The sequence below is a fragment of the Mesorhizobium loti genome (assembly GCA_014189435.1).
Lineage (GTDB): Bacteria > Pseudomonadota > Alphaproteobacteria > Rhizobiales > Rhizobiaceae > Mesorhizobium > Mesorhizobium loti_G.
The window spans coordinates 6,191,040-6,209,843 of the sequence record CP050293.1; the positions used below are offsets into that span (position 1 = coordinate 6,191,040).

General features: G+C 63.9%; 19 protein-coding genes and 1 pseudogene. 9 read left to right on the forward strand and 11 right to left on the reverse strand.

All coding sequences use genetic code 11. The features are described 5' to 3' along the window. The first annotated feature begins 43 nt into the window (after positions 1-43). The gene (locus tag HB777_29685) at positions 44-670 is read left to right on the forward strand and encodes a glutathione S-transferase family protein (GenBank protein QND67699.1); all 627 of its coding nucleotides are present in this window, start codon (positions 44-46) and stop codon (positions 668-670) included. A gap of 21 nt (positions 671-691) precedes the next feature. Here the strand turns inward: HB777_29685 and HB777_29690 are convergent, their stop codons facing one another. From HB777_29690 to HB777_29705, 4 genes are all read right to left on the reverse strand, one after another. Continuing rightward, positions 692-1,948 carry an RNA polymerase sigma factor gene (locus HB777_29690; GenBank protein ID QND67700.1) on the reverse strand — a complete coding sequence of 419 codons (1,257 nt, stop codon included), beginning with the start codon at positions 1,946-1,948 and terminating at the stop codon, positions 692-694. Positions 1,949-1,955: 7 nt separating this feature from the next. Further along, positions 1,956-2,324 carry a YciI family protein gene (locus tag HB777_29695; protein QND67701.1) on the reverse strand — a complete coding sequence of 123 codons (369 nt, stop codon included), beginning with the start codon at positions 2,322-2,324 and terminating at the stop codon, positions 1,956-1,958. Between the two features lie 141 nt (positions 2,325-2,465). Then, a complete protein-coding gene (locus tag HB777_29700) occupies positions 2,466-4,166 on the reverse strand; it encodes a DUF4166 domain-containing protein (GenBank protein ID QND68948.1) in 1,701 nt (566 codons plus the stop codon). 11 nt (positions 4,167-4,177) lie between these two features. Continuing rightward, positions 4,178-4,609, reverse strand: a complete 432-nt coding sequence (locus HB777_29705) for a DUF393 domain-containing protein (protein QND67702.1) — start codon at positions 4,607-4,609, stop codon at positions 4,178-4,180. Positions 4,610-4,892: 283 nt separating this feature from the next. Between HB777_29705 and HB777_29710 the strand changes: the two genes are divergently transcribed. Continuing rightward, positions 4,893-5,801, forward strand: coding sequence for a hypothetical protein (locus tag HB777_29710; protein ID QND67703.1), 909 nt, complete (start codon positions 4,893-4,895; stop codon positions 5,799-5,801). A 202-nt stretch (positions 5,802-6,003) separates the two neighbouring features. Here the strand turns inward: HB777_29710 and HB777_29715 are convergent, their stop codons facing one another. After that, a complete protein-coding gene (locus tag HB777_29715; protein ID QND67704.1) occupies positions 6,004-6,150 on the reverse strand; it encodes a hypothetical protein in 147 nt (48 codons plus the stop codon). A gap of 376 nt (positions 6,151-6,526) precedes the next feature. Between HB777_29715 and HB777_29720 the strand changes: the two genes are divergently transcribed. Together HB777_29720 and ligD are read left to right on the forward strand one after the other, a co-directional pair. After that, positions 6,527-7,381, forward strand: coding sequence for a Ku protein (locus HB777_29720; protein ID QND67705.1), 855 nt, complete (start codon positions 6,527-6,529; stop codon positions 7,379-7,381). A gap of 12 nt (positions 7,382-7,393) precedes the next feature. After that, the gene (ligD, locus tag HB777_29725) at positions 7,394-9,901 is read left to right on the forward strand and encodes a DNA ligase D (GenBank protein ID QND67706.1); all 2,508 of its coding nucleotides are present in this window, start codon (positions 7,394-7,396) and stop codon (positions 9,899-9,901) included. 203 nt (positions 9,902-10,104) lie between these two features. On the opposite strand, the gene HB777_29730 is transcribed toward ligD, so the two are convergent. Further along, the gene (locus tag HB777_29730; protein ID QND67707.1) at positions 10,105-10,779 is read right to left on the reverse strand and encodes a winged helix-turn-helix transcriptional regulator; all 675 of its coding nucleotides are present in this window, start codon (positions 10,777-10,779) and stop codon (positions 10,105-10,107) included. 68 nt (positions 10,780-10,847) lie between these two features. Between HB777_29730 and HB777_29735 the strand changes: the two genes are divergently transcribed. From HB777_29735 to HB777_29745, 3 genes are all read left to right on the forward strand, one after another. Further along, positions 10,848-11,063, forward strand: coding sequence for a DUF1127 domain-containing protein (locus HB777_29735; protein ID QND67708.1), 216 nt, complete (start codon positions 10,848-10,850; stop codon positions 11,061-11,063). 86 nt (positions 11,064-11,149) lie between these two features. Then, complete coding sequence (locus HB777_29740) at positions 11,150-11,482, forward strand: NIPSNAP family protein (GenBank protein ID QND67709.1); 333 nt, start codon at positions 11,150-11,152, stop codon at positions 11,480-11,482. Beyond that, on the forward strand, positions 11,479-11,823 hold the full coding sequence (locus HB777_29745) for an antibiotic biosynthesis monooxygenase (protein ID QND67710.1): 345 nt from the start codon (positions 11,479-11,481) through the stop codon (positions 11,821-11,823). Before HB777_29740 ends, HB777_29745 begins: the two co-directional genes overlap by 4 nt. 215 nt (positions 11,824-12,038) lie before the next feature. On the opposite strand, the gene HB777_29750 is transcribed toward HB777_29745, so the two are convergent. Then, positions 12,039-13,022 (reverse strand): rubrerythrin family protein, encoded by a 984-nt coding sequence (locus tag HB777_29750; protein ID QND67711.1) that lies wholly within the window; start codon positions 13,020-13,022, stop codon positions 12,039-12,041. Positions 13,023-13,198: 176 nt separating this feature from the next. On the opposite strand from HB777_29750, the gene HB777_29755 reads away from it, so the two are divergent. Together HB777_29755 and HB777_29760 are read left to right on the forward strand one after the other, a co-directional pair. Continuing rightward, complete coding sequence (locus HB777_29755; GenBank protein ID QND67712.1) at positions 13,199-13,522, forward strand: hypothetical protein; 324 nt, start codon at positions 13,199-13,201, stop codon at positions 13,520-13,522. Between the two features lie 314 nt (positions 13,523-13,836). Further along, positions 13,837-14,815, forward strand: a pseudogene (locus tag HB777_29760) (threonine/serine dehydratase). A gap of 232 nt (positions 14,816-15,047) precedes the next feature. Here HB777_29760 and HB777_29765 read toward each other — a convergent pair. The 4 genes from HB777_29765 to HB777_29780 are packed head-to-tail and all read right to left on the reverse strand — an operon-like array spanning position 15,048 to position 18,737. Further along, positions 15,048-16,184 carry an ABC transporter permease gene (locus tag HB777_29765; GenBank protein QND67713.1) on the reverse strand — a complete coding sequence of 379 codons (1,137 nt, stop codon included), beginning with the start codon at positions 16,182-16,184 and terminating at the stop codon, positions 15,048-15,050. Further along, positions 16,181-17,101: an ABC transporter ATP-binding protein gene (locus tag HB777_29770; protein QND67714.1), complete on the reverse strand. Its 921-nt coding sequence runs from the start codon at positions 17,099-17,101 to the stop codon at positions 16,181-16,183. The genes HB777_29765 and HB777_29770 overlap by 4 nt, the downstream gene beginning before the upstream one ends. Then, the gene (locus tag HB777_29775; protein ID QND67715.1) at positions 17,098-18,051 is read right to left on the reverse strand and encodes an HlyD family efflux transporter periplasmic adaptor subunit; all 954 of its coding nucleotides are present in this window, start codon (positions 18,049-18,051) and stop codon (positions 17,098-17,100) included. The genes HB777_29770 and HB777_29775 overlap by 4 nt, the downstream gene beginning before the upstream one ends. Next, positions 18,048-18,737: a CerR family C-terminal domain-containing protein gene (locus tag HB777_29780; protein ID QND67716.1), complete on the reverse strand. Its 690-nt coding sequence runs from the start codon at positions 18,735-18,737 to the stop codon at positions 18,048-18,050. The genes HB777_29775 and HB777_29780 overlap by 4 nt, the downstream gene beginning before the upstream one ends. Positions 18,738-18,804 lie beyond the last annotated feature (67 nt).

The following is an 18,804-nucleotide window of genomic DNA, read 5'->3' on the forward strand; positions in this document are numbered from 1 at the left end:
ATATCGCCCCCGGCTTGCTTGGCGCGGGCCGGGGGAGGATTTCATGTACAAGCTCTACACCCGTCCGGGCAGCGGCGGCTTCGTCGTCGAGGCTGCGCTGGCGCTGGCGAACGCGCCGTTCGAGCAGATCGACGTGCCGAAGACCGATCTGCCCGATCCGGCCTTTCTCGACATCAGTCCGTTGAACCAGGTTCCGGTGCTGACCCTGCCGGACGGAAGCTCGATGACCGAATCGGCGGCGATCTGCATCCTGCTTGCCGAGCGTCACCCCAATGCCGGCCTGGCGCCGGCGGTCGACGCGCCTGCCCGCGCCGACTTCCTGCGCTGGATGGCCTTCATGTCGTCGGTGCTCTATCCAGCGGTGCTGCGTTTCTACTACGCGTATCGATACACGGCCGACCCCGACGGCACCAAGGCGGTCAAGCAGGCAGCCGTCGCCGAGATGGACCGCGGCTTTTCTGTTCTTGATGCCGCTCTCCAAGGCCACGACTGGCTGGTTGGCGACCAGCTGTCGCTGGCTGACATCTATCTCGTCATGCTGGTGGCCTGGCATCCCGACGTCGACAGCGCGCGGACGGCATGGCCGAACATTGAACGCCTGTGGTCGAAACTGCGCGAGAACCCGCTGATGAGGACGCTCAACACATCGCATGAGATGTGGCCAGGCTGAACGAACGGCCGGTGGCGAGGCTCAATTTCTGAGCACTGCCCGTTTTCCCTGCAGGAACCGGCGCACCGCCGGGTCGCGCTCGAGGCCGATTGCCCGATCATAGGCCTCGATTGCATGTGGCACCTGACCGAGCCTTGCCAGCAGACCGGCGCGGGCTGCCCAATAGGGCTGATAGTCATCAAGCCGCTTGTCGTCGCCCAGCACGTAAAGGGCCGCCAATCCCGCCACGGCGCCCTCGGCCTCGGCAATCGCCACTGCGCGGTTGATTGCCACCACCGGCGATCCCGCGATCGAAAGCAGCGCGTCGTAGAGCTCGCGGATCGCCACCCAGTCGGTGCGGCCGGTCAGGCGTCGTGCCGCATGTGCGGACTGCACGGCCGCCTCGAGCTGGTAGCGGCCGATGACGCCCATGGTGGCGGCGTGGCCGAGCAACGCTTCCGCCTCATCGACCAAAGCGCGATCCCAGAGCGTATAGTCCTGTTCAGCCAGCGGCACGTAATCCCCGGCAGCATCGCGCCGTGCGGCGCGGCGCGCCTCGGCAAACAGCATCAGCGACAACAGGCCAAGCGCCTCGGGCTCCTCCGGCAACAGCGAAGCCACCAGGCGACCGAGCCAGATGCCTTCGGTCGCCAGATTGCGGCGGCGCGTTTCGGTGCCCGCCGGATCGGACCAGCCTTCGGCGAAGGCGGCGTAGATCGCTTCCAGCACCGCATCCAGCCGTTCGCCGAGTTCGGCCCGCTCCGGCACGCGGAACGGAATGCCGGTTTCACGGATGCGGGTCTTGGCACGCACCAGGCGCTGGCCCATCGTTGCCGGCGAGACCAGGAAGGCAGAGGCGATCGTCGCCGCGTCAAATCCGAGCACGGTCTGCAGGATCAGCGGCGACCGTACGCTGGCCTCGATCGCCGGATGGGCGCAAGCGAACATCAGCCGCAGCCGTTCGTCGGGCAGGTCTTCGTCGGTCATGCGCGCCTCCGCTTCCTCGGCAATCAGCTTGAGATGCTCGCGGCCGGCCTGGCTGGTCAGCCGCCGCCGCACCGCATCGACGCGGCGCCGCCTTGCCACCGCCAGCAGCCAGGCTTCCGGCTTTTCCGGCACGCCGGTTCGTGGCCAGCGTTCGAGTGCCGCGGCAAAGGCGTCGGCCAGCGCGTCCTCGGCGGCAGCCACGTCGCGGGTGCGCGCCGCGAGCCAGGCGACCAGCTTGCCGTAGCTTTGCCTGGCGGCCGCCTCGGCGGCCGCCTCGGCGGCCGCCCGGGCGATCTCCGAGCGACTGTCCATCACATCGTCATTTTTCAGACAGGTACTCGGTCAGTTCCCAGATCGGTCGCAGCTCGACAGTGCCGGCGCTGGCCGCCGGGCAGCGCGCCGCCCAGGCGATCGCGGCGTCGGCATCCGCGGCCTCGATCATGTAGAAGCCTGCAAGCTGCTCCTTGGTGTCGGCATAGGGGCCGTCGAGGACGTTGGTCTTGCCACCAGCCACCCTAACGGAGGTGGTCACCTGACTCGGGCGCAGCCGGTCGCCGGCCAGCCACGCGCCGGATTTCTTCAGGGCTTCGGTATAGGCGCCATAGGCGGCACTCATCTGGTAGGTCGCCTCGGCCGGAGCATTCGCCATCGCGGCTTCGTCGGCGTAGATCAAAATCATGTATCGCATGGTCTTCTCCCGTTGTTTCGAAGGCCGCTTCGTTGCGAGCCGGACGTATGTCGCGCGGCCCTGGCCGATTTCGACAGGCGTTGGAAAAATCTTTCGGCTCCGAAGACATTTCACGCAAGCGGGCATGCGCGCATGCCGCACTCAACCATTCGGGTCGGATGGCGCGAGCCAGCCGCGATAGCGCACGATCAAGCCGGTGAGCGGATGGGAAATCTCGACATGGAAGCGGAAGCGGCCATTCTCGACGGTTTCGAACGATGTCGAGCGCGGACAGAGCCACATCGGCAGCGGCAGCCCGAAAATGCTCCAGCGGCGCAGGACCAGCGACAGTTTTTCGTCCCCGGTCACCAGCGCCATGGCAAAGGTCAGCGGGCCGAAGCGCTCGCACAGCAGGCGCTCCGAACGGCCATGGCCAACAAACTGGCGGCTGGAGAAGCTGTGCGTGCCGAATGTCCGCGTCCAGGTTTCTTCCCCCTTGTCGACTTCGAAGCGGACCCGAACCGGGACATCGGCGCTCGCCTTGGGAAATCCGGCCAGCCACGCGGCCAGCCGGCTAAGGATATTTTGTCCGCGCTCGATACCGGCACGCCCTTCGGCCCCTGCCGCACGGTTGTGCATGGTCCGGATTTGCTCAGGCAAGCGCTGCCAGGCCCCGCCGAGCAAGGCGGCATAGAGCGGTTGATCGGTGTCGGCCGCTTCGGTGTCGTCGCGAAAGCCCGTGTAGATCGTCTTGGCGGCAAACAGAGCCTCGTAATCTTCGAGTTCGAGATCTCGCACTGCCGCGCGTGCGCCGGGCGCAGGCGCATGGCCGTCCAGCGCCTTGCGCACCAAGGCCTCAACCGCCATCGCCGGGATCAACGGCCCATCATCACCCTCGGCCAGCAGATGCCATGAGCGTTTGACCGGCGTGCCGATCTGACCGGCGCCGGTGACCTCAACGAACATGCCGCCGCGATGCTCGCCCCAGCGCAGCCGGTTGGTCGCCCAGTGCATCAGCGGGGCAAGCGGCGACAGCGAGCGGATCAAGCCGATGCGCACCAGCCAGGCGAGGCCAATCAGGACGCGATGCAGCACTTCGGGAACCGGGCCGGCGCCCATCCAGATGGTTTTTGCCTGTGGCCAGAGTTCCGCCAATGCGCGAAGGTCCGGCACGTCTAAAAGCGAGAACAGCGTGTTGTTGAGCGGCACCCGGCCGGGCGGCGCGATGGTGTAGCGCATCTGTTCTGTGAGCGGATGGCCTTGCGCCTTGCCGCCGTCACGCACCAGCCCGACCGGCTGGCCGGCGTAACCTGCTATGGCGCGGATGACGTTTTCGCCGACGCCGGCATAGGGTGATGGCGCGATGCCGCCTCTGATCGTATCGACCCGCACCATGTCCGATGACAGCAGGCGCACCACCGCCGCCGTCAGCACCGGAAAGCTGGAAACCCCCGACAGTACGAACAGCGCGGCTTGCCTGGCTGCCGCATCGAAGGCCGGCACGCCGGCGACGAAATCCGATCCGTCGGCGAGATCGAGATAATTGATGCCCTGCGCGATGCAGGCCTCGATCAGCCGATAGCGGCCCTCGCCATAGGCCTGAAACGGGCCGCTGGCATCGACCAGCGTGTCGGGACGCAACGACGTCAGTTGCGCGGCGAGGTCACCGTCGCGATCGAACACTGTCGGCACCAAGCGCGCCGCGACATCGCCACGCGTTCTGCACCAGGCCTCGGCCTTGGCCAGCGAGCGGCCGGCGACGATCACCGTCAGCCGTGCCTCGTTCTCCAGCAATTGGATGATGCGGCCACCAAAGATACCGTAACCGCCGACAATCAGAAGCTTCATCCGCTGCTCCCTCAGAGCCACGCCTTCTAGCCTAGGAACCGCTCCCGCATCTCGGCGGAAGGAACCTCGCAACTGTCCTTTCTGCCGAACAGCGCGTACCGATTCTTGGCAATGCGATCGTAGAGCCAGTCACGCAGCGGGCGCGGCAGCACCAGCAGAGCCTTCATCGCCCGCCACGGCCAGCCGAGTTCCGACATGACGGCAACGAAGCTCTCAAGCCGCGTGAAGGCGACACCGTCGATCAGGACAAGATTGGTTTCGTAGCTGTCCGTCCGCAGCCCGTGCTTCTTGAACAGCGCTTCGCCGAATGGCGACTGCGCGGTGGCGAAGCGGAAGCGGCTTTGACGGTCGAGCCTGACCACCATGCGCACGAAGCCGGAGCAGAACACACAGACGCCATCGAAGACGATCAGCGGATGATGGGCGTCGAACGGAGAAGGACTGGGAAGGTCGGTCACGCTGGCCTCGGCAGCTCATGTCCCTGGGAGATTAAGCCAGCCGGGGGCGGCGTCAAAGACGTGGCAGTGTCGCATGTCGCCGTCGGCGAGAACCGGGCGCTCGCCGCGATAGGCGAAGCGGCACAATCGGTGAGTTGGTGATACTTGAATAAAAGGCAGGCAACAACTCGACTGCTTATCCCTTGCACTTATCAAAGCTGGTAAATGTCGCATTTATGCTTGGCGAAAGAGAGATTATTAACAGAGTGCATAGCAGTCTACACCCGGATCAAGGGGTTCAACGATGTCAGCCAATCCTGAACGCGCCAAGCTGATTGAAGAATTTCGAGCTTGGAAGAACAATATTTTCAACGTTACCCGGCAAATCGTCGATCAGCGAGAGTTTTCGGCGGGAAAAGAACACCTCGCGAAGACCCTGAGGGATATGCCGATCCGGGACTTCGATTTTGTTCTCGGGCTCAGGATCGGCGATGAGAAAGCCGATATCCAGCGCTCGATCTCAGAACTGTTCAACGCCATGGAACATGACCACGGCACCATCGATCAGATCGTTGGCCTGAGCATCGATATTTCAGATCATGAGCAGCTTGGCGACGCCAAACACGGTTTCACGCAAGGCGTCGACGTCAGTCTCTATAATCGCAACGTCTATGATTTTCTTGTGAAATCAGACGAGGACATAGGGCTTCAGTACGCTGCAGCCGCGAGCAAATGGCAAGGTGGCTTCGACCAGGTCGGTGTCGCCGAGATTGATGGCATGCATGAAGTACTCGCCTTCAAGAGATCGATCGTTCGCGGCGACCACTCTCGGTACGGGTTCGTCGTGCAAGATGCCGGAACAGCGTCAGAAAAAGTCGGACGCGACGCCGCGCCTTATACCGAGACCATCTTCAATGCGCTTGTCGCCGTAGAGTTTCACCGCTTCATATACGAGCTTGTGCCGCAATTGACCCTTCCGCACGACATGGTCGTCGTCGCGGGGAACCATGACATGATCCATGTGCCCCATACGCACTACCGCGTGAAAGGAAGCCCGGATTGGAAGAGCCGGCCCGCGCCGAAGCCTGAAATAGCTGAGATGGTTGACGACACATATCGTCGACTTGCCGAGATGGGCCGCTTTGCTCGTGGTCTCGGTATTCTCACCGGCAGCGGGCCAAAAGTTTTTGGGCGCCGGGGGAACAAGCCTTAGTCATCGGCTTGAAGAGGTGATCGATGGACACCTCGGCAGCCCGTCTTGGAGAGACAGGCTCGCCGGCGAAGGTATCAAAGCCGTGGCGATGTCGCACGCCGCCTATCGGCGAGAGCGGGACGCTCGGCGCGATAGGTGGTGGCGCGGGTAGAGGCGGCCGGCCTGCAGATCCGGCTGTCGTGGCGATTTTCGAAAGCCATGATCAGTGCGCGCTCACGCCGAGCGAGTTGCCGCGACGGGCGCAAGCCGGGCCGGGGCCACGCATGTAATAGCGCTCGGGCCGATAGGTCGGCGCGACGAATTCGCGGATGGCGGCGGCATAGCCGATGAGGTGCGCGAGGAAGTTCATTTACCTTGTCCCTGTCCCGATTTTCGGATGTCCCTTCCGAATTGCGGTCATCATAGCGTCGAGGCGTGAATAGTCGGTGAACGTGATGTTAATATCTGGTCGAAAATGCCTCGCTTCATGGCCGGAATGCGGCTGATTCGGGGTCTTTCCGTGCAGTTGGTCGGCATTGCGCCCAATGTGACTTTTGCATCACATATGTTTCGTTTGAATGTCGCCTGCGTGCGGTTCTGTTTCAACTTTGGCCGCGCCCGTGAAATTTCCGTGCTGGCGGCCAGAACGCCTGGGCGGCGCTTGGCATCCAGATCGGTGCGGGAGCGCGGAACTGGAGCGCGGTCTGTCCGTTCTCACCTTCATCTGTTGCTGAAGGGAAATTGTCATGGCGCCGCGTCCTGCCTGGAAGGGCTATCTAAAGCTGTCGCTGGTCACCTGTGCCGTCGAGCTGACTAACGTCGTCACCCACACCGAAAAGGTCTCGTTCCGGGTGCTGAACCGCAAGACCGGCAACACGGTGAAGCGTATCTATGTCGATTCCGAAACCGGCAAGCCGCTCGGCGACGACGACGAGATCAAGGGCTACGAAGTCAGCGACGGCGATTTCGTCCATATCGAGGAAGACGAGATCGAGGCGGTGCAGATCGAGTCCTCGCACACGATGGCGCTCGACGGTTTCGTCGACAAAGCCTCGATCCAGCAGATCTACCTCGACACGCCCTATTATGTGGCGCCGGCCGACAAGGTGTCGGAGGAGGCGTTCGCCGTCATCAGGGATGCGATGGCCGGCAAGAAGATGGCCGGGCTGGCCCGCATCGTGCTCTATCAACGCGAGCGCCCGGTGGTCATCGAGCCGCTGGGCAAGGGCATGGTGCTGACGACGCTGCGCTACAACAACACGGTGCGGCAGCCGGACACTGTTTTCGGTGACATCAAGGCGGTGAAGACCGATCAGGAGATGACCGATCTGGCCGAGCTGATCATCGACAAGAAGAAAGCGACGTTCGATCCCTCGAAATTCGATGACAAATACGAGGACGCACTGCTGGAGCTGATCCGTGCCAAGAAGGCCGGCAAGAAGGCGCCCACGGCCAAGGCAGCGCCCAAGCCTTCCAACGTCGTCAATCTGTTCGATGCGCTGAAGAAGAGCCTGTCGTCGGATGGCTCAACAAAAGCTTCATCGGCGAAAGCCAAACGCGCCAAACCGAAAGCCAGCGCGCCCAAGCGCAAATCGGCCTGAGGAAAAGAAGCAATGGCCAGCCTCGAACAGTATCACTCCAAGCGCGATTTCAAGAAGACCGCCGAGCCGGCCGGCAAGGTATCTCGCGACAAGAAGGCCAAGGCCGGCGGTATCTTCGTCATCCACAAGCACGCCGCGACGCGGCTGCACTACGACCTGCGCCTCGAACATGACGGTGTGCTGTGGAGCTGGGCGGTGACGCGCGGCCCGAGTCTCGACCCGCATGAGAAGCGGCTGGCCGTGCATGTCGAGGATCATCCAACCGACTATGCGCCGTTCGAGGGCACCATTCCCAAGGGCGAATATGGCGGCGGTTCGGTCATCGTCTGGGACGAGGGCACCTGGACCCCCGAGATCGACCCGGCCAAGGCGATGAAGAAGGGCCATATCAGCTTCGAGCTGCACGGCCACAAGCTGCATGGATTGTGGCATCTGGTCAGGCTGAAACCCCGTGCGGGCGAAAAGCGCGACAACTGGCTGCTGATCAAGTCCGACGATGCCGCCGCGCGCCCCGGCGAGGATATTCTCAAGGAGGCGCCGGAATCGGTGAAGTCCGGCCTGACGATCGAAGAGGTCGGCGAAGGCAAGACCGCCAAGGGCGAGAAGCCTGATGTCTGGCATTCAAACAAGCCGGCCGCCGGCAAGGCGAAGGCCGGGGGCAAGAAACTCGACTTTGTCGAGCCGCAGCTCGCCACGCTGGAGCGCGATGCCCCGCCGGGCAAGGACTGGCTGCATGAGGTGAAGTTCGACGGCTATCGCATGCAGGCGCAGATCGCCGGCACCGAAGTGCGGCTGCTGACCCGCACCGGCCTCGACTGGACGGAGAAATTCGGCGGCGAGATCGTCGCGGAACTGGCCGGACTGAAATGCAGGGACGCCATCATCGACGGAGAGATCGTCGTGCTGGCCGACAGCGGCGTTTCTTCTTTCTCGCTGCTGCAGCAGGATTTGTCTGCCAATCGAACCAACCGCTTTATCTACTACGTCTTCGACCTGATGCACCTCGACGGGAAGGATCTGCGCCGCGAGCCATTGGTCGAGCGCAAACAGGCCTTGCAGGACTTGCTCGGCAAGCAGCCGGAGAATGCGGCAGTCCGTTTCAGCGACCATTTTTCCGAACCCGGCAAGATCATGCTGGAGCATGCCTGCCGCATGGGACTGGAAGGCGTCGTCTCAAAACGCGCCGACGCACCCTATCGCAGCGGCCGCGGCCCAACCTGGGTGAAATCGAAATGCACGGCGCGGCAGGAATTCGTCATCGGCGGCTATCTGCCGTCGGAGAAGACCGGGCGCGGGCTGCGCTCGCTGCTGGTCGGCTATCATGAGGGCGGCAAGCTGCATTACGCCGGCCGCGTCGGCACCGGCTTCTCCGCCAAGGGCGCAACCGACCTGAAGAAGAGGCTCGATGCGCTCGAGGCGAAGTCGTCGCCGTTCGATGCCGCCGTGCCGAAGGGCAAGGGCCTGGTCTGGGTCAAGCCGGAACTTGTCGGCGAAGTGGAGTTTCGCAGCTGGACGTCGGACCGTATAATACGCCACGCCTCGTTCCAGGGGCTGCGCGAGGACAAGCTGGCGGAGGAAGTCGTGCAGGAAAAGCCGAAAGCAGCAACAAGCGAAACTCCAGCCAAGTCGGCACCCGGCGGCGCTGCCAAACCCGCGGGCTCGATGACGACCACGGTAAAACTTTCCCACCCCGACAAGCTGCTGTGGCCGGACGAAAAAATATCCAAGCAAGGCCTGCTCGACCACTACGCGCAAGTTTGGCCACGCATGGAACAGTTCGTCGTCAACCGGCCGCTCAGCCTGGTGCGCGCGCCCGACGGTGTCGGCGGGCCGCGCTTCTTCCAGAAGCACGCCTCGGCCGGCATGAGCGACAAGATCGCCCGGATGAAGGACCCGACCGATGGCGAGGAGATCCTGTTCATCCGTGATTTCGACGGCGTTGCGGCACTCGTCCAATACGGCGTGGTCGAAATCCACATCTGGGGCTGCACGACAGACAAGCTCGAACAGCCGGACCAGATCATCTTCGATCTCGATCCCGATGAAGGCGTCGACGTGAAGGCGGTGCGCGAGGCGGCGCTCGACATCAGAGGCAAGCTCAACGAGCTGTCGTTGGCGAATTTCGTCAAGACCTCAGGCGGCAAGGGCTACCACGTGCTGGTGCCGCTGAAGCCCTCGACGGATTGGGAGGCGGTAAAAACCTTCGCCCATGATTTCGCCAAGGCGCTGGAACAAGGTGCGCCGGACCGCTACACGGCGACGCTGTCGAAGAAGGCACGCACGGGGAAGATCTTCGTCGACTATCTGCGCAATGGCCGGGGTTCGACGACAGTCGCGCCCTATTCGTCACGCGCCAAGAAGGGCGCCACCGTGTCGATGCCGGTGACCTGGGCTGAAATCGAGGCCGGGCTGGCGCCGAACGCTTTCCCGATCGGCGACAAGACGACGCTGAAGCAGCTGGCGCAAGCCGATCCGTGGGCGGATTTCTTCGGGCGGGGGAAGGTGTTGGGGCGGGGGTGATTTCGCACTTGGCAGCGTAGCGATCCTTCGCGCCCCCCTCTGTCCTGCCGGACATCTCCCCCACGAGTGGGGAGATTGGCAGCCTCGGTGTTGCGCGTCCCTTTGCACCGTAAGAGATTGGCGAAAGCCGGTGTGACGTCCGATCTCCCCCGTGTGGGGGAGATGTCCGGCAGGACAGAGGGGGGCGCTGTCCCGCCTGCTTCTCAGCTCAAAAACACCCTCTCGAACGCCTGCTTGCCGGGCGGCGAGAAAATCACCGCGCGGCTGTCCTTCTCGCGGCGCGCCCATTTCTCGGCAAGGATCTTGTCGAGGATGGCGGCGCCCAGCGTGCCGGCGAGATGCGAGCGGCGCACGCTCCAGTCCAGGCAGGCGCGGCACACCGGCCGGCGCGGCTTGGTGTAGACATCGATGCCTATCGCCGCGAAATGCGATGCCGCCGATGGCCCGAGCCTGATCTCCTTGTCGTCACGGACCAATATTTTTTTGGCGACAAGGCGATCGAGCATCGCCACCGCCTGCTCGCCGGCGAGGTGGTCGTAGCAGACGCGCGCCACGCGCATGGCACCGTCGCGGGGGCCCGGCCGCACGCGCTGCGGGCCAACCGAGGCGGCGACACCGGTGATGGCCTCGATCATGCCCGCCACCTGCGGTCCGGCGAGACCGTAATAGCGATGGCGGCCCTGGCTCGCCACCGTCAACAGCCCGCCTTCCATCAGCTTGCCCAGATGCGAGCTGGCGGTCGGCAGCGAGACGCCTGCCTCGAGCGCCAGTTCGCTCGCCGTCAGCGCGGTGCCGCCCATCAGGGCATTGAGCATATTTGCCCGTGCCGGGTCGCCGACCAGGCTGGCGATGCGGGCGATGTCAGGTCCTTCGCGCATAGTTCGTTCCTCATCGAAGCATTCTTGTCAGATAACCACTATTCTCCGATCAGATCAAGGAGACGACGATGACAGCACGAACCGCTTTCCCCTCGGCACCGCTCGCCAGCCGCCAATCGTTCCCGTTCATCACCTGGTTGCGCTCCCGACTGCTGGCCCGCTGGTATGACCGCTATTTGCAGCGTCTCGACCTTGCCGAGGTCGACGATCATCTGCTGCGCGACCTTGGCCTGACTCGGCAAGACGTGCGCCGCGAATGCGCGAAATCCTTCTGGCAGACATGACCGCCGAGGGAATTGCTTAGCAGACCAGGCGACACAACGTTTCGACACCGCTCGAACTATCGACGCGGAAACCCAAGGAGACCACAATGACCATCACCTGCTTCATCCGCTACGAGATCGACCCGTTCGGCAAGGCGGCCTTCGAGGAGTACGCCCGCAACTGGGGCCAGGCCATTCCGCGCTGCGGCGCCGATTTGATCGGCTATTACGCGCCGCATGAGGGCTCGGCCACGACCGCCTATGCCGCCTACAACATCGACAGCCTGGCGGCTTACGAAGCCTATCGCGCCCGGCTTGCCGCCGATCCCGCCGGCAAGGCAAACTACGAATTCGCCAAGCGTGAAAGATTCATCCTGAAGGAGGACCGCATGTTCCTGAAACACGTCTCGGGACCGCACGCGAAACTGGTGCTGCCGTGATTGCCGTCATCTTCGAGGTCGAGCCGGCGGCGGGCAGGCGTGAAGCCTATCTCGGCATCGCCGCCGATCTACGGCCGCTGCTCGACGGCATTGACGGCTTTGTCTCCATTGAGCGCTTCCAGAGCCTGGTCGATCCAAACCGCATCCTGTCCTTGTCGTTCTGGCGCGACGAGGAGGCGGTCAAGGCCTGGCGCAACACCGAGGAGCACCGGCAGGCGCAGAAGGCCGGCCGTGGCGGTATATTTGCCGGCTACCGTCTGCGGATTGCGTATGTCGTGAGGGACTATGGGCTGACGGAGAGAGATGAGGCGCCTGGGGATAGCCGGGCGGTGAATGGGTAAATGTTAGTGGGTTGGTGTTGGCGCTGCCCCTCACCTGCCTGCCGGCATCCTCTCCCCGTATAGTGACGGGGAGAGGGGCGCTGTCATCACCGATTTCGCCAATTGCCGGCATTGCGGGAAGAGTGCCAAGGTTTCGGCCAACTCCCTTCTCCCCGTCACTATACGGGGAGAAGGTGCCGGCAGGCGGATGAGGGGCGGCGCCGACCTTTGCTTACTCAAGCATTCCCGATCAGCACGCCGGCCGCGAACACCAGGGCGCCGCCCAGCACCACCTGGAAGGCGGCGCGCAGGAAGGGCGTCTGCATGTAGCGGTTCTGGACGAAGGCAATCGCCCACAATTCGAAGAACACCACCACCGCGGCGACACCCGTCGCCGTCCAGAAGCTCGGGATGAGATAGGGCAGTGCGTGGCCGAGCCCGCCCAGCGTCGTCATGATGCCGACGGTCAGGCCGCGCTTGATCGGCGAGCCTCGGCCCGAAAGTTTGCCGTCGTCTGACGCGACTTCGGTAAAGCCCATCGAGATGCCGGCGCCTATCGACGCGGCAAGCCCGACCAGCAGCGTCTGCCAGGTGTCATGCGTGGCAAAAGCGGCGGCGAAGATCGGCGCCAGCGTCGACACCGAACCGTCCATCAGTCCGGCCAGCCCCGGCTGCACATAGGTGAGGATGAACTGACGCTGCTCGGCGCTGGCTTCCTCATCCTTGACGGCGCCCGGCACATGTTTCTGTTCCAGCCGCTGCGCCAGCGTTTCATGGCCCAGCTCGGCCACCGCCAGATCGTCGAGCAGTTTCCGGGTCGAAATGTCTGACGTGCGCTTGGCTGCTTCGACATAGAACAGATAGGCCTGCCGCTCCATCGCCTCGGCCTGGCTGCGCACATGCTCGATGCCGAGCGGCCGGATCAGCCAGTCGGGCTTGCGCTCGTAATAGCCCTTCACATGCTCGCGCCGGATCAGCGGAATGCGCTCGCCGAAACGCCTGCGGAAAAGCTCGATCAGCGCGTCGCGATGGCCATCCTCTTCCTCGGCCATCTCCTCGAAGACTTTTGCCGATTGCGGGAAGGCCTCCGTCAGCCCGTCGGCGTAGGCGCGGTAGATGCGCCCGTCATCCTCCTCGGACGAAATGGCCAGCGCCAGGATCTCCTGTTCGGTGAGCGATTCGAAGGGACGGCGGCCGAAGCCGAAAACACGGGAAAGCATGAGGAATTCACCCTAGTTTAGAATGGTTCTAAACTAGGGTTTTGAACGCCTTCGGTCAATTGCGCGCTTGGGTCGCGGTCAAGAATTGTTGAAGTCCGCGCGCGAGCCGTCCCCTTCATTATCAGTGAATGTTCACCTATATAGTCGAACTCAAGCCAGGAAGAAGGAGCCAGCAGATGACGGCAAAACAGCCTCCGCATCCCTATGACCCAAAGCCCGTTCTCGATCTCATCGCCAGCATCGAGGCCGACCTGCAGCGCCTGAAAGGCATGGTCGAGCAGCAGGTCGAGAAATTCGACCCCGCCAACCCGCACAACAAGGCGCCTGACGGCAAGCTGACCGAGGAAGGCGTCGAGTGCTGCTACCGCATGTTCGACGAGGGCAAGTCGCGCTATTCGGTCGCCCAGCAGATGAAGATCTCCTTTGCCGCCGCCAGCCACCGGTTCAACAACTGGCGCAAGCTTGGTGGAGGCAAGAGGCAAAGGACGCTGCTTGGCTAGAATTGGGTGGCCAATTTGCTGATCTCAGCGCCGCCCCTCATTGCCCTGCCGGGCATTTCTCCCCGTATAGAGACGGGGAGAAAGAAGCTGGCCGTGATGCCGCGCCCTTCTTGCGACGCTGGCGATTGGCGAAACCGCTGGCGACAGCTCCCTCTCCCCGTCACTATACGGGGAGAGGATGCCGGCAGGCAGGTGAGGGGCGGCACAAACGCCGATCATGACTCGCTAAACTTTGTAACGGTCACATTTTTCCCATGGTGCGCCACCTCCCTTTCCGTGCACCATAAGCGGACCTCATTTCCGCAGGATCCGCCATGACCACCCCTCCTGGTATCGCCGACATTCACGCCGCCGCCGCGCGTCTCTCCGGCCTGATCGTCGAGACCCCCCCTGATCGAATCGCAGGAGCTGAACAAGCGCTTCGGCGCCCGCATCCTGTTCAAGCCGGAGACACTGCAGCGTACCGGCTCGTTCAAGTTCCGCGGCGCCTACAACAAGCTGTCGTCGCTGAGCGAGGAGGAACGCAGCCGGGGCGTCGTCGCCTTCTCGTCGGGCAACCATGCGCAAGGCGTCGCGGCGTCGGCGGCAATGTTCGGCGTCAAGGCGGTCATCGCCATGCCGGCCGATGCGCCGGCGATGAAGATCGCCAATGTCCGCAAGATGGGCGCCGAGGTGGTGCCGTTCGACCGCTTTCGCGACGACCGCATGACGGTGGTGCGGCCTTACATCGAGGAAGGCATGGTGCTGGTACCGCCCTTCGACGACCCGGCCATCATCGCCGGCCAGGGCACGATCGGCCTCGAATTGATGCGCCAGGCAAAGGCGCTTGGCGTCAGCCTCGACGCGGTCGTCATCCCCTGCGGCGGCGGCGGCCTGACCAGCGGCATCTCCGTTGCGGTCAAGGACGCCTCGCCGGAGACCGCGGTCTGGGCAGTGGAGCCCGAGCATTTCGACGACACCCGCCGCTCGCTCATCGAAGGCGCCAGGGTATCGAACGAACCCGGCCATGCCTCGATCTGCGATGCGATCCTGACCGCCGAGCCCGGCCTGATCACTTTCGAGATCAACCGCAGGAACCTCGCAGGCGGCATCGCCGTCTCCGACAAGGCGACGGCACAGGCGATGCGCGACGCCATGGCCTATCTCAAGCTGGTGGTCGAGCCCGGCGGTTGCGTGGCGCTGGCGGCGCTGTCATCGGGCGAGATCGAGCTGTCGGGCAAATGCATTGCCGTGGTGCTGTCGGGCGGCAATGTCGATTTCGGGACGTATGCGGAGATCATGGCGGCGGCATAGGGGTGGACGAAGACCGCGACGAAACTGTTCGGTAGCGATCCGTCGCGCCCCCCTCTGTCCTGCCGGACATCTCCCCCACAAGTGGGGAGATTGGCTGCCCCTTGGCCTTCGCCAATCTCAAACGCTGCAAAGGGGCGGCCGGCACCAAAGCTGCCGATCTCCCCCAAGTGGGGGAGATGTCCGGCAGGACAGAGGGGGGCGCTGTCCTGCCGACCTCGCCACGAACGGCGCCTTAATCCAGCGTCCGCCTGAACCGAACCAATGCGACGCCGGCAAACAATGCCACGAACACCACCAGCCAGCCGATCTCGCCGGCCACCCCCGGCAGTTCCGCGCCCTTCAGCATCACCGCGCGGGTGATGCGCAGGAAATGCGTCAGCGGGAAGATCTCGCCGAAGGTCTGCGCCCAGTCCGGCATGCCGCGATAGGGGAACATGAAACCCGACAGCATGATCGACGGCAGGAAGAAGAAGAAGGTGAGTTGGAGGGCCTGCATCTGCGTGCGGGCGACGGTCGAAATCGTATAGCCGAGCAGCACCAGCGCAAGCACGAAGATCAGCACGGCGGTCAACAGCAGCGACATCGATCCGGTAAAGGGGATGGCGAACAGAAGCTTCGCCGCCGCCAGCACCACCACCACCTGCACGCCGCCGACCGCCAGATAGGGCAGCACCTTGCCCATCATGATCTCGAGCGGGCTGGACGGCATGGCCAGCAGGTTCTCCATCGTGCCGCGCTCGGTCTCGCGCGTCAGCGCGATCGAGGTCATCATCACCATGGTCATCTGCAGGATGACGCCGAGCAGGCCGGGCACGATGTTGTATTGCGAGATGCCTTCGGGATTGTAGCGCCGGTGCACGACGACATCGAGCTGACCCTTGGCGGCCTCGGCGGCGGCTTCCTGCGTGCCTTGCGCCCTCAGCAGCGCCTGGCTGGCGACGGTGCCGAGCGTCGAGATGGCGCCGCTGGCCACCGCCGGGTCGGTGGCGTCGGCCTCGATGAGTATCTGCGGGTTGTTGCCGCTCTCCACCCTCCTGGCGAAATCGGCGGGGATAGTGACGACGAAGGCGACGTCGCCGCGCGATATCAGGAACTCGGCCTCGGCGGCACTTTGCGCGACATGGTCGAAACGATAGTAGCCGGTGGTCTGCAGCGCCGCGACAATGGCACGCGTGTAGGGATCGTTGCTCGTCGCCACGAGTGCTGCCGGCAGGCTTTTCGGGTCGTTGTTGATGGCGTAGCCGAAAAGCACCAACTGTATCAGCGGCACGCCGAGCATCATGGCGAAGGTGATGCGGTCGCGCCGCATCTGGATGAATTCCTTGATCAGCAAGGCGCCAAGCCGGGCGAAGGAAAAGACATCGTTCATGCCATGTTGTCCTTCGAGCCGGACATGAACTGGATGAAGACGTCCTCGAGGCTGGTTTCGCCCGGCGAAACTTTCACGCCCTTGTGCTCTCTTTCGACATCGGCGAGTGCCGCCTCAAGCTTCTTCTTGTCGGAGCCTACGACATGCAGCGTCGCGCCGAACGGCGCCACTTGGTCGACACCGGGGCGGCCCTGAAGCGCTTCCGCCACCTGGTCGAGCCGCGGCCCCTGCAGGACGAAGGTGGTCAGCCCGGCGTTTTTCACCACCTCGGCGACGGTGCCGGTGGCCAGCATCTTGCCGTAGGAGATGTAGCTGATTCGGTGGCAGCGCTCGGCCTCGTCCATGTAGTGGGTAGAGACCAGCACGGTCAGCCCGCCGCCGGCGAGGCGATGGATCTCGTCCCAGAACTCGCGCCGCGCCTTCGGGTCGACGCCGGCCGTCGGCTCGTCGAGCAGCAGCAATTTCGGCTTGTGCATGATGCAGGCGGCGAGCGCCAGACGCTGCTTCCAGCCGCCCGACAAGGTACCGGCCAACTGGTTGCGGCGCGTGGTCAGGCCGAGTTCCTCCAGCGTTCGCGCCACATGCTCCTCGACCGGTTTCAGCCGGTAGAGCCGCGCCACGAATTCGAGATTCTCGCCTATCGTCAAATCCTCGTAGAATGAGAATTTCTGCGTCATGTAGCCGACTTCGCGCTTGATCCGCAGGCTGTCGGTGCGGATGTTGAAGCCGAGCACCGTGCCTTCGCCTTCGTCGGGCGTCAGCAGGCCGCACATGATGCGGATGGTGGTGGTCTTGCCCGAACCGTTGGGCCCGAGAAAGCCGACGATCTCGCCTTCGGCGACCGACATCGTCACATGGTCGACGACAGTCTTGTCGCCAAAACGCTTGACCAGGCCATGGACGTCGATGGCGTTCATTTTGCGCTGTCCGCCAGATCGACATCGACGATCTGGCCGGGCTGCAGCGGGCCGGCGGCGCCCTCCGGCCGCGCCTCCACGAGGTAGACCAGCTTCTGCCGGTTCTCCAGGGAGTAGATCACCGGTGGAGTGAATTCGGGATCGGGCGAGACGTAGCTGACGCGCGCCTTCACATCCGGGCCGCAGCCGTCGCAATGGACGCCGAGCAAGGTGCCGACCTTGACCGAGGAGAAGGCGCTCTCCGGTATGTAGACGCTGAGCTTCACCGCGCCGTCGGGCAGGATCGAAATGACCGGCGCGGTCGGACCTGCGGTGTCGCCGGGATTGCGGATGACGTCGTTGACGCGGCCGGGCGACGGGGCTGCCAGCACCCGCTTCGACAGCCGCCATTGCGCCTGCTCCAGCGTCGCCTGCGCCTGCTTGACCTGGTTGTCGGCGGCCTTGATCGTTTCGGGCCGCGCCGGCAGGCCGCCGACGGCGAGATTGGCGGTGGCCTGACCGACCTGCGCATTGGCCGTCTCCAGCGTCGCCGACGCGGTGTCGAAATCGGCCTGCGTGCCGGCGCCGCGTTTGAACAGATCGGCGGCGCGGTCGAATTTGCGCTTGGCGTCGGCGGCCTGGGCGCTGGCCATGTCGACCTCGGCCTTCAACACGGCGATCTCTTCCGGCCGCTTGCCGATCTGCAGGTCGGCCAATTGCGCTTGCGCCTGGGCAAGGCCGGCCTCGGCCTGCGCCACCGCGATCTTCGCGTCGGCACTTTCCAGCGTCACCACGGTCGTGCCGGGCACCACTCGGTCGCCGCGTTTGACCGTGACGGTCTCGACCTGCGCCACCTCGATCGGCGCCAGCAGCACATAGTCGCCTTCGACATAGCCGACGGCCAGCGGGGCAGCCGGGGCACAGACGCTGAAAAGCTGCGCGGCGAGCGGCAGCGAACAGAGAAAGCTCATGGTCTTTGCCCCTTCCTTGAGGCCAATATGGCCTTGAGATTGCCCGATGTGGCCGCCACCACCTTGGCGGCTTCGGTGGCGCCGATGTCGTTCCAGCCCATGCGGCGCATCACAGCCTCGCGGCCGATGCGGAAATAGATGACCTGGCCGATCAGGGTGAACACGGTCAGCCTTGTGGCCTCGCTTTCGGCCGGCTCTCCGGTCGCCTGTTCCCAGAGCTGGCAAAGCCGGCGATGCGTCGGCTCGAAGACGCCGTCATAGATACGGTCGAGGGCTGCCGTCGGATGCGAAAGCTCGCGCAACACGAACTGCACGATCTCGCCGGCCTGCGGGCTGGCCACGACGAAGCCGACCATCCGTTCCAGCGCCGCGAAGAGCTGTGCTTGCGCCGCCTCCGGATTGGCTGGTCCCGGCGCAGGCGCCTGCACATTGCCGAGCGCCTGGCCGGCTACACCCTGGATGGTCTCGACGATAAAGTCCGCGGCAGCGGCGCGAAGGCCCTCCTTGCCACCGAAATGATAGGCGATCGAGCCGATATTGGCTTGCGCCTCGGCCGCGACCTCGCGCGTCGAGGTGCCGTCGAACCCCTGCCGCCCGAACAGCTTCAGTGCCGCCTGGACGAGGGCGGCGCGCGTCATCTCGGCGGGCTCGCGGCGAAGGTTTTTGGCGTCGGGCTGCTTGATCATATCAGGACTTTAATCAATCGATTGATTAAAGTCAATTCGTGAACGCCAATCTGTGTACGCCACCGTC

Coding starts and splice junctions, on each gene's coding strand:
- HB777_29780 (QND67716.1), bottom strand. CDS start 18,737: ATGATCAAGCAGCCCGACGCCAAAAACCTTCGCCGCGAGCCCGCCGAG.
- HB777_29715 (QND67704.1), bottom strand. CDS start 6,150: ATGAACTTCCTCGCGCACCTCATCGGCTATGCCGCCGCCATCCGCGAA.
- HB777_29765 (QND67713.1), bottom strand. CDS start 16,184: ATGAACGATGTCTTTTCCTTCGCCCGGCTTGGCGCCTTGCTGATCAAG.
- HB777_29685 (QND67699.1), top strand. CDS start 44: ATGTACAAGCTCTACACCCGTCCGGGCAGCGGCGGCTTCGTCGTCGAG.
- HB777_29735 (QND67708.1), top strand. CDS start 10,848: ATGACAGCACGAACCGCTTTCCCCTCGGCACCGCTCGCCAGCCGCCAA.
- HB777_29710 (QND67703.1), top strand. CDS start 4,893: ATGTCAGCCAATCCTGAACGCGCCAAGCTGATTGAAGAATTTCGAGCT.
- HB777_29695 (QND67701.1), bottom strand. CDS start 2,324: ATGCGATACATGATTTTGATCTACGCCGACGAAGCCGCGATGGCGAAT.
- HB777_29730 (QND67707.1), bottom strand. CDS start 10,779: ATGCGCGAAGGACCTGACATCGCCCGCATCGCCAGCCTGGTCGGCGAC.
- HB777_29770 (QND67714.1), bottom strand. CDS start 17,101: ATGAACGCCATCGACGTCCATGGCCTGGTCAAGCGTTTTGGCGACAAG.
- HB777_29775 (QND67715.1), bottom strand. CDS start 18,051: ATGAGCTTTCTCTGTTCGCTGCCGCTCGCCGCGCAGCTTTTCAGCGTC.
- HB777_29690 (QND67700.1), bottom strand. CDS start 1,948: ATGGACAGTCGCTCGGAGATCGCCCGGGCGGCCGCCGAGGCGGCCGCC.
- HB777_29755 (QND67712.1), top strand. CDS start 13,199: ATGACGGCAAAACAGCCTCCGCATCCCTATGACCCAAAGCCCGTTCTC.
- HB777_29720 (QND67705.1), top strand. CDS start 6,527: ATGGCGCCGCGTCCTGCCTGGAAGGGCTATCTAAAGCTGTCGCTGGTC.
- HB777_29740 (QND67709.1), top strand. CDS start 11,150: ATGACCATCACCTGCTTCATCCGCTACGAGATCGACCCGTTCGGCAAG.
- HB777_29750 (QND67711.1), bottom strand. CDS start 13,022: ATGCTTTCCCGTGTTTTCGGCTTCGGCCGCCGTCCCTTCGAATCGCTC.
- ligD (QND67706.1), top strand. CDS start 7,394: ATGGCCAGCCTCGAACAGTATCACTCCAAGCGCGATTTCAAGAAGACC.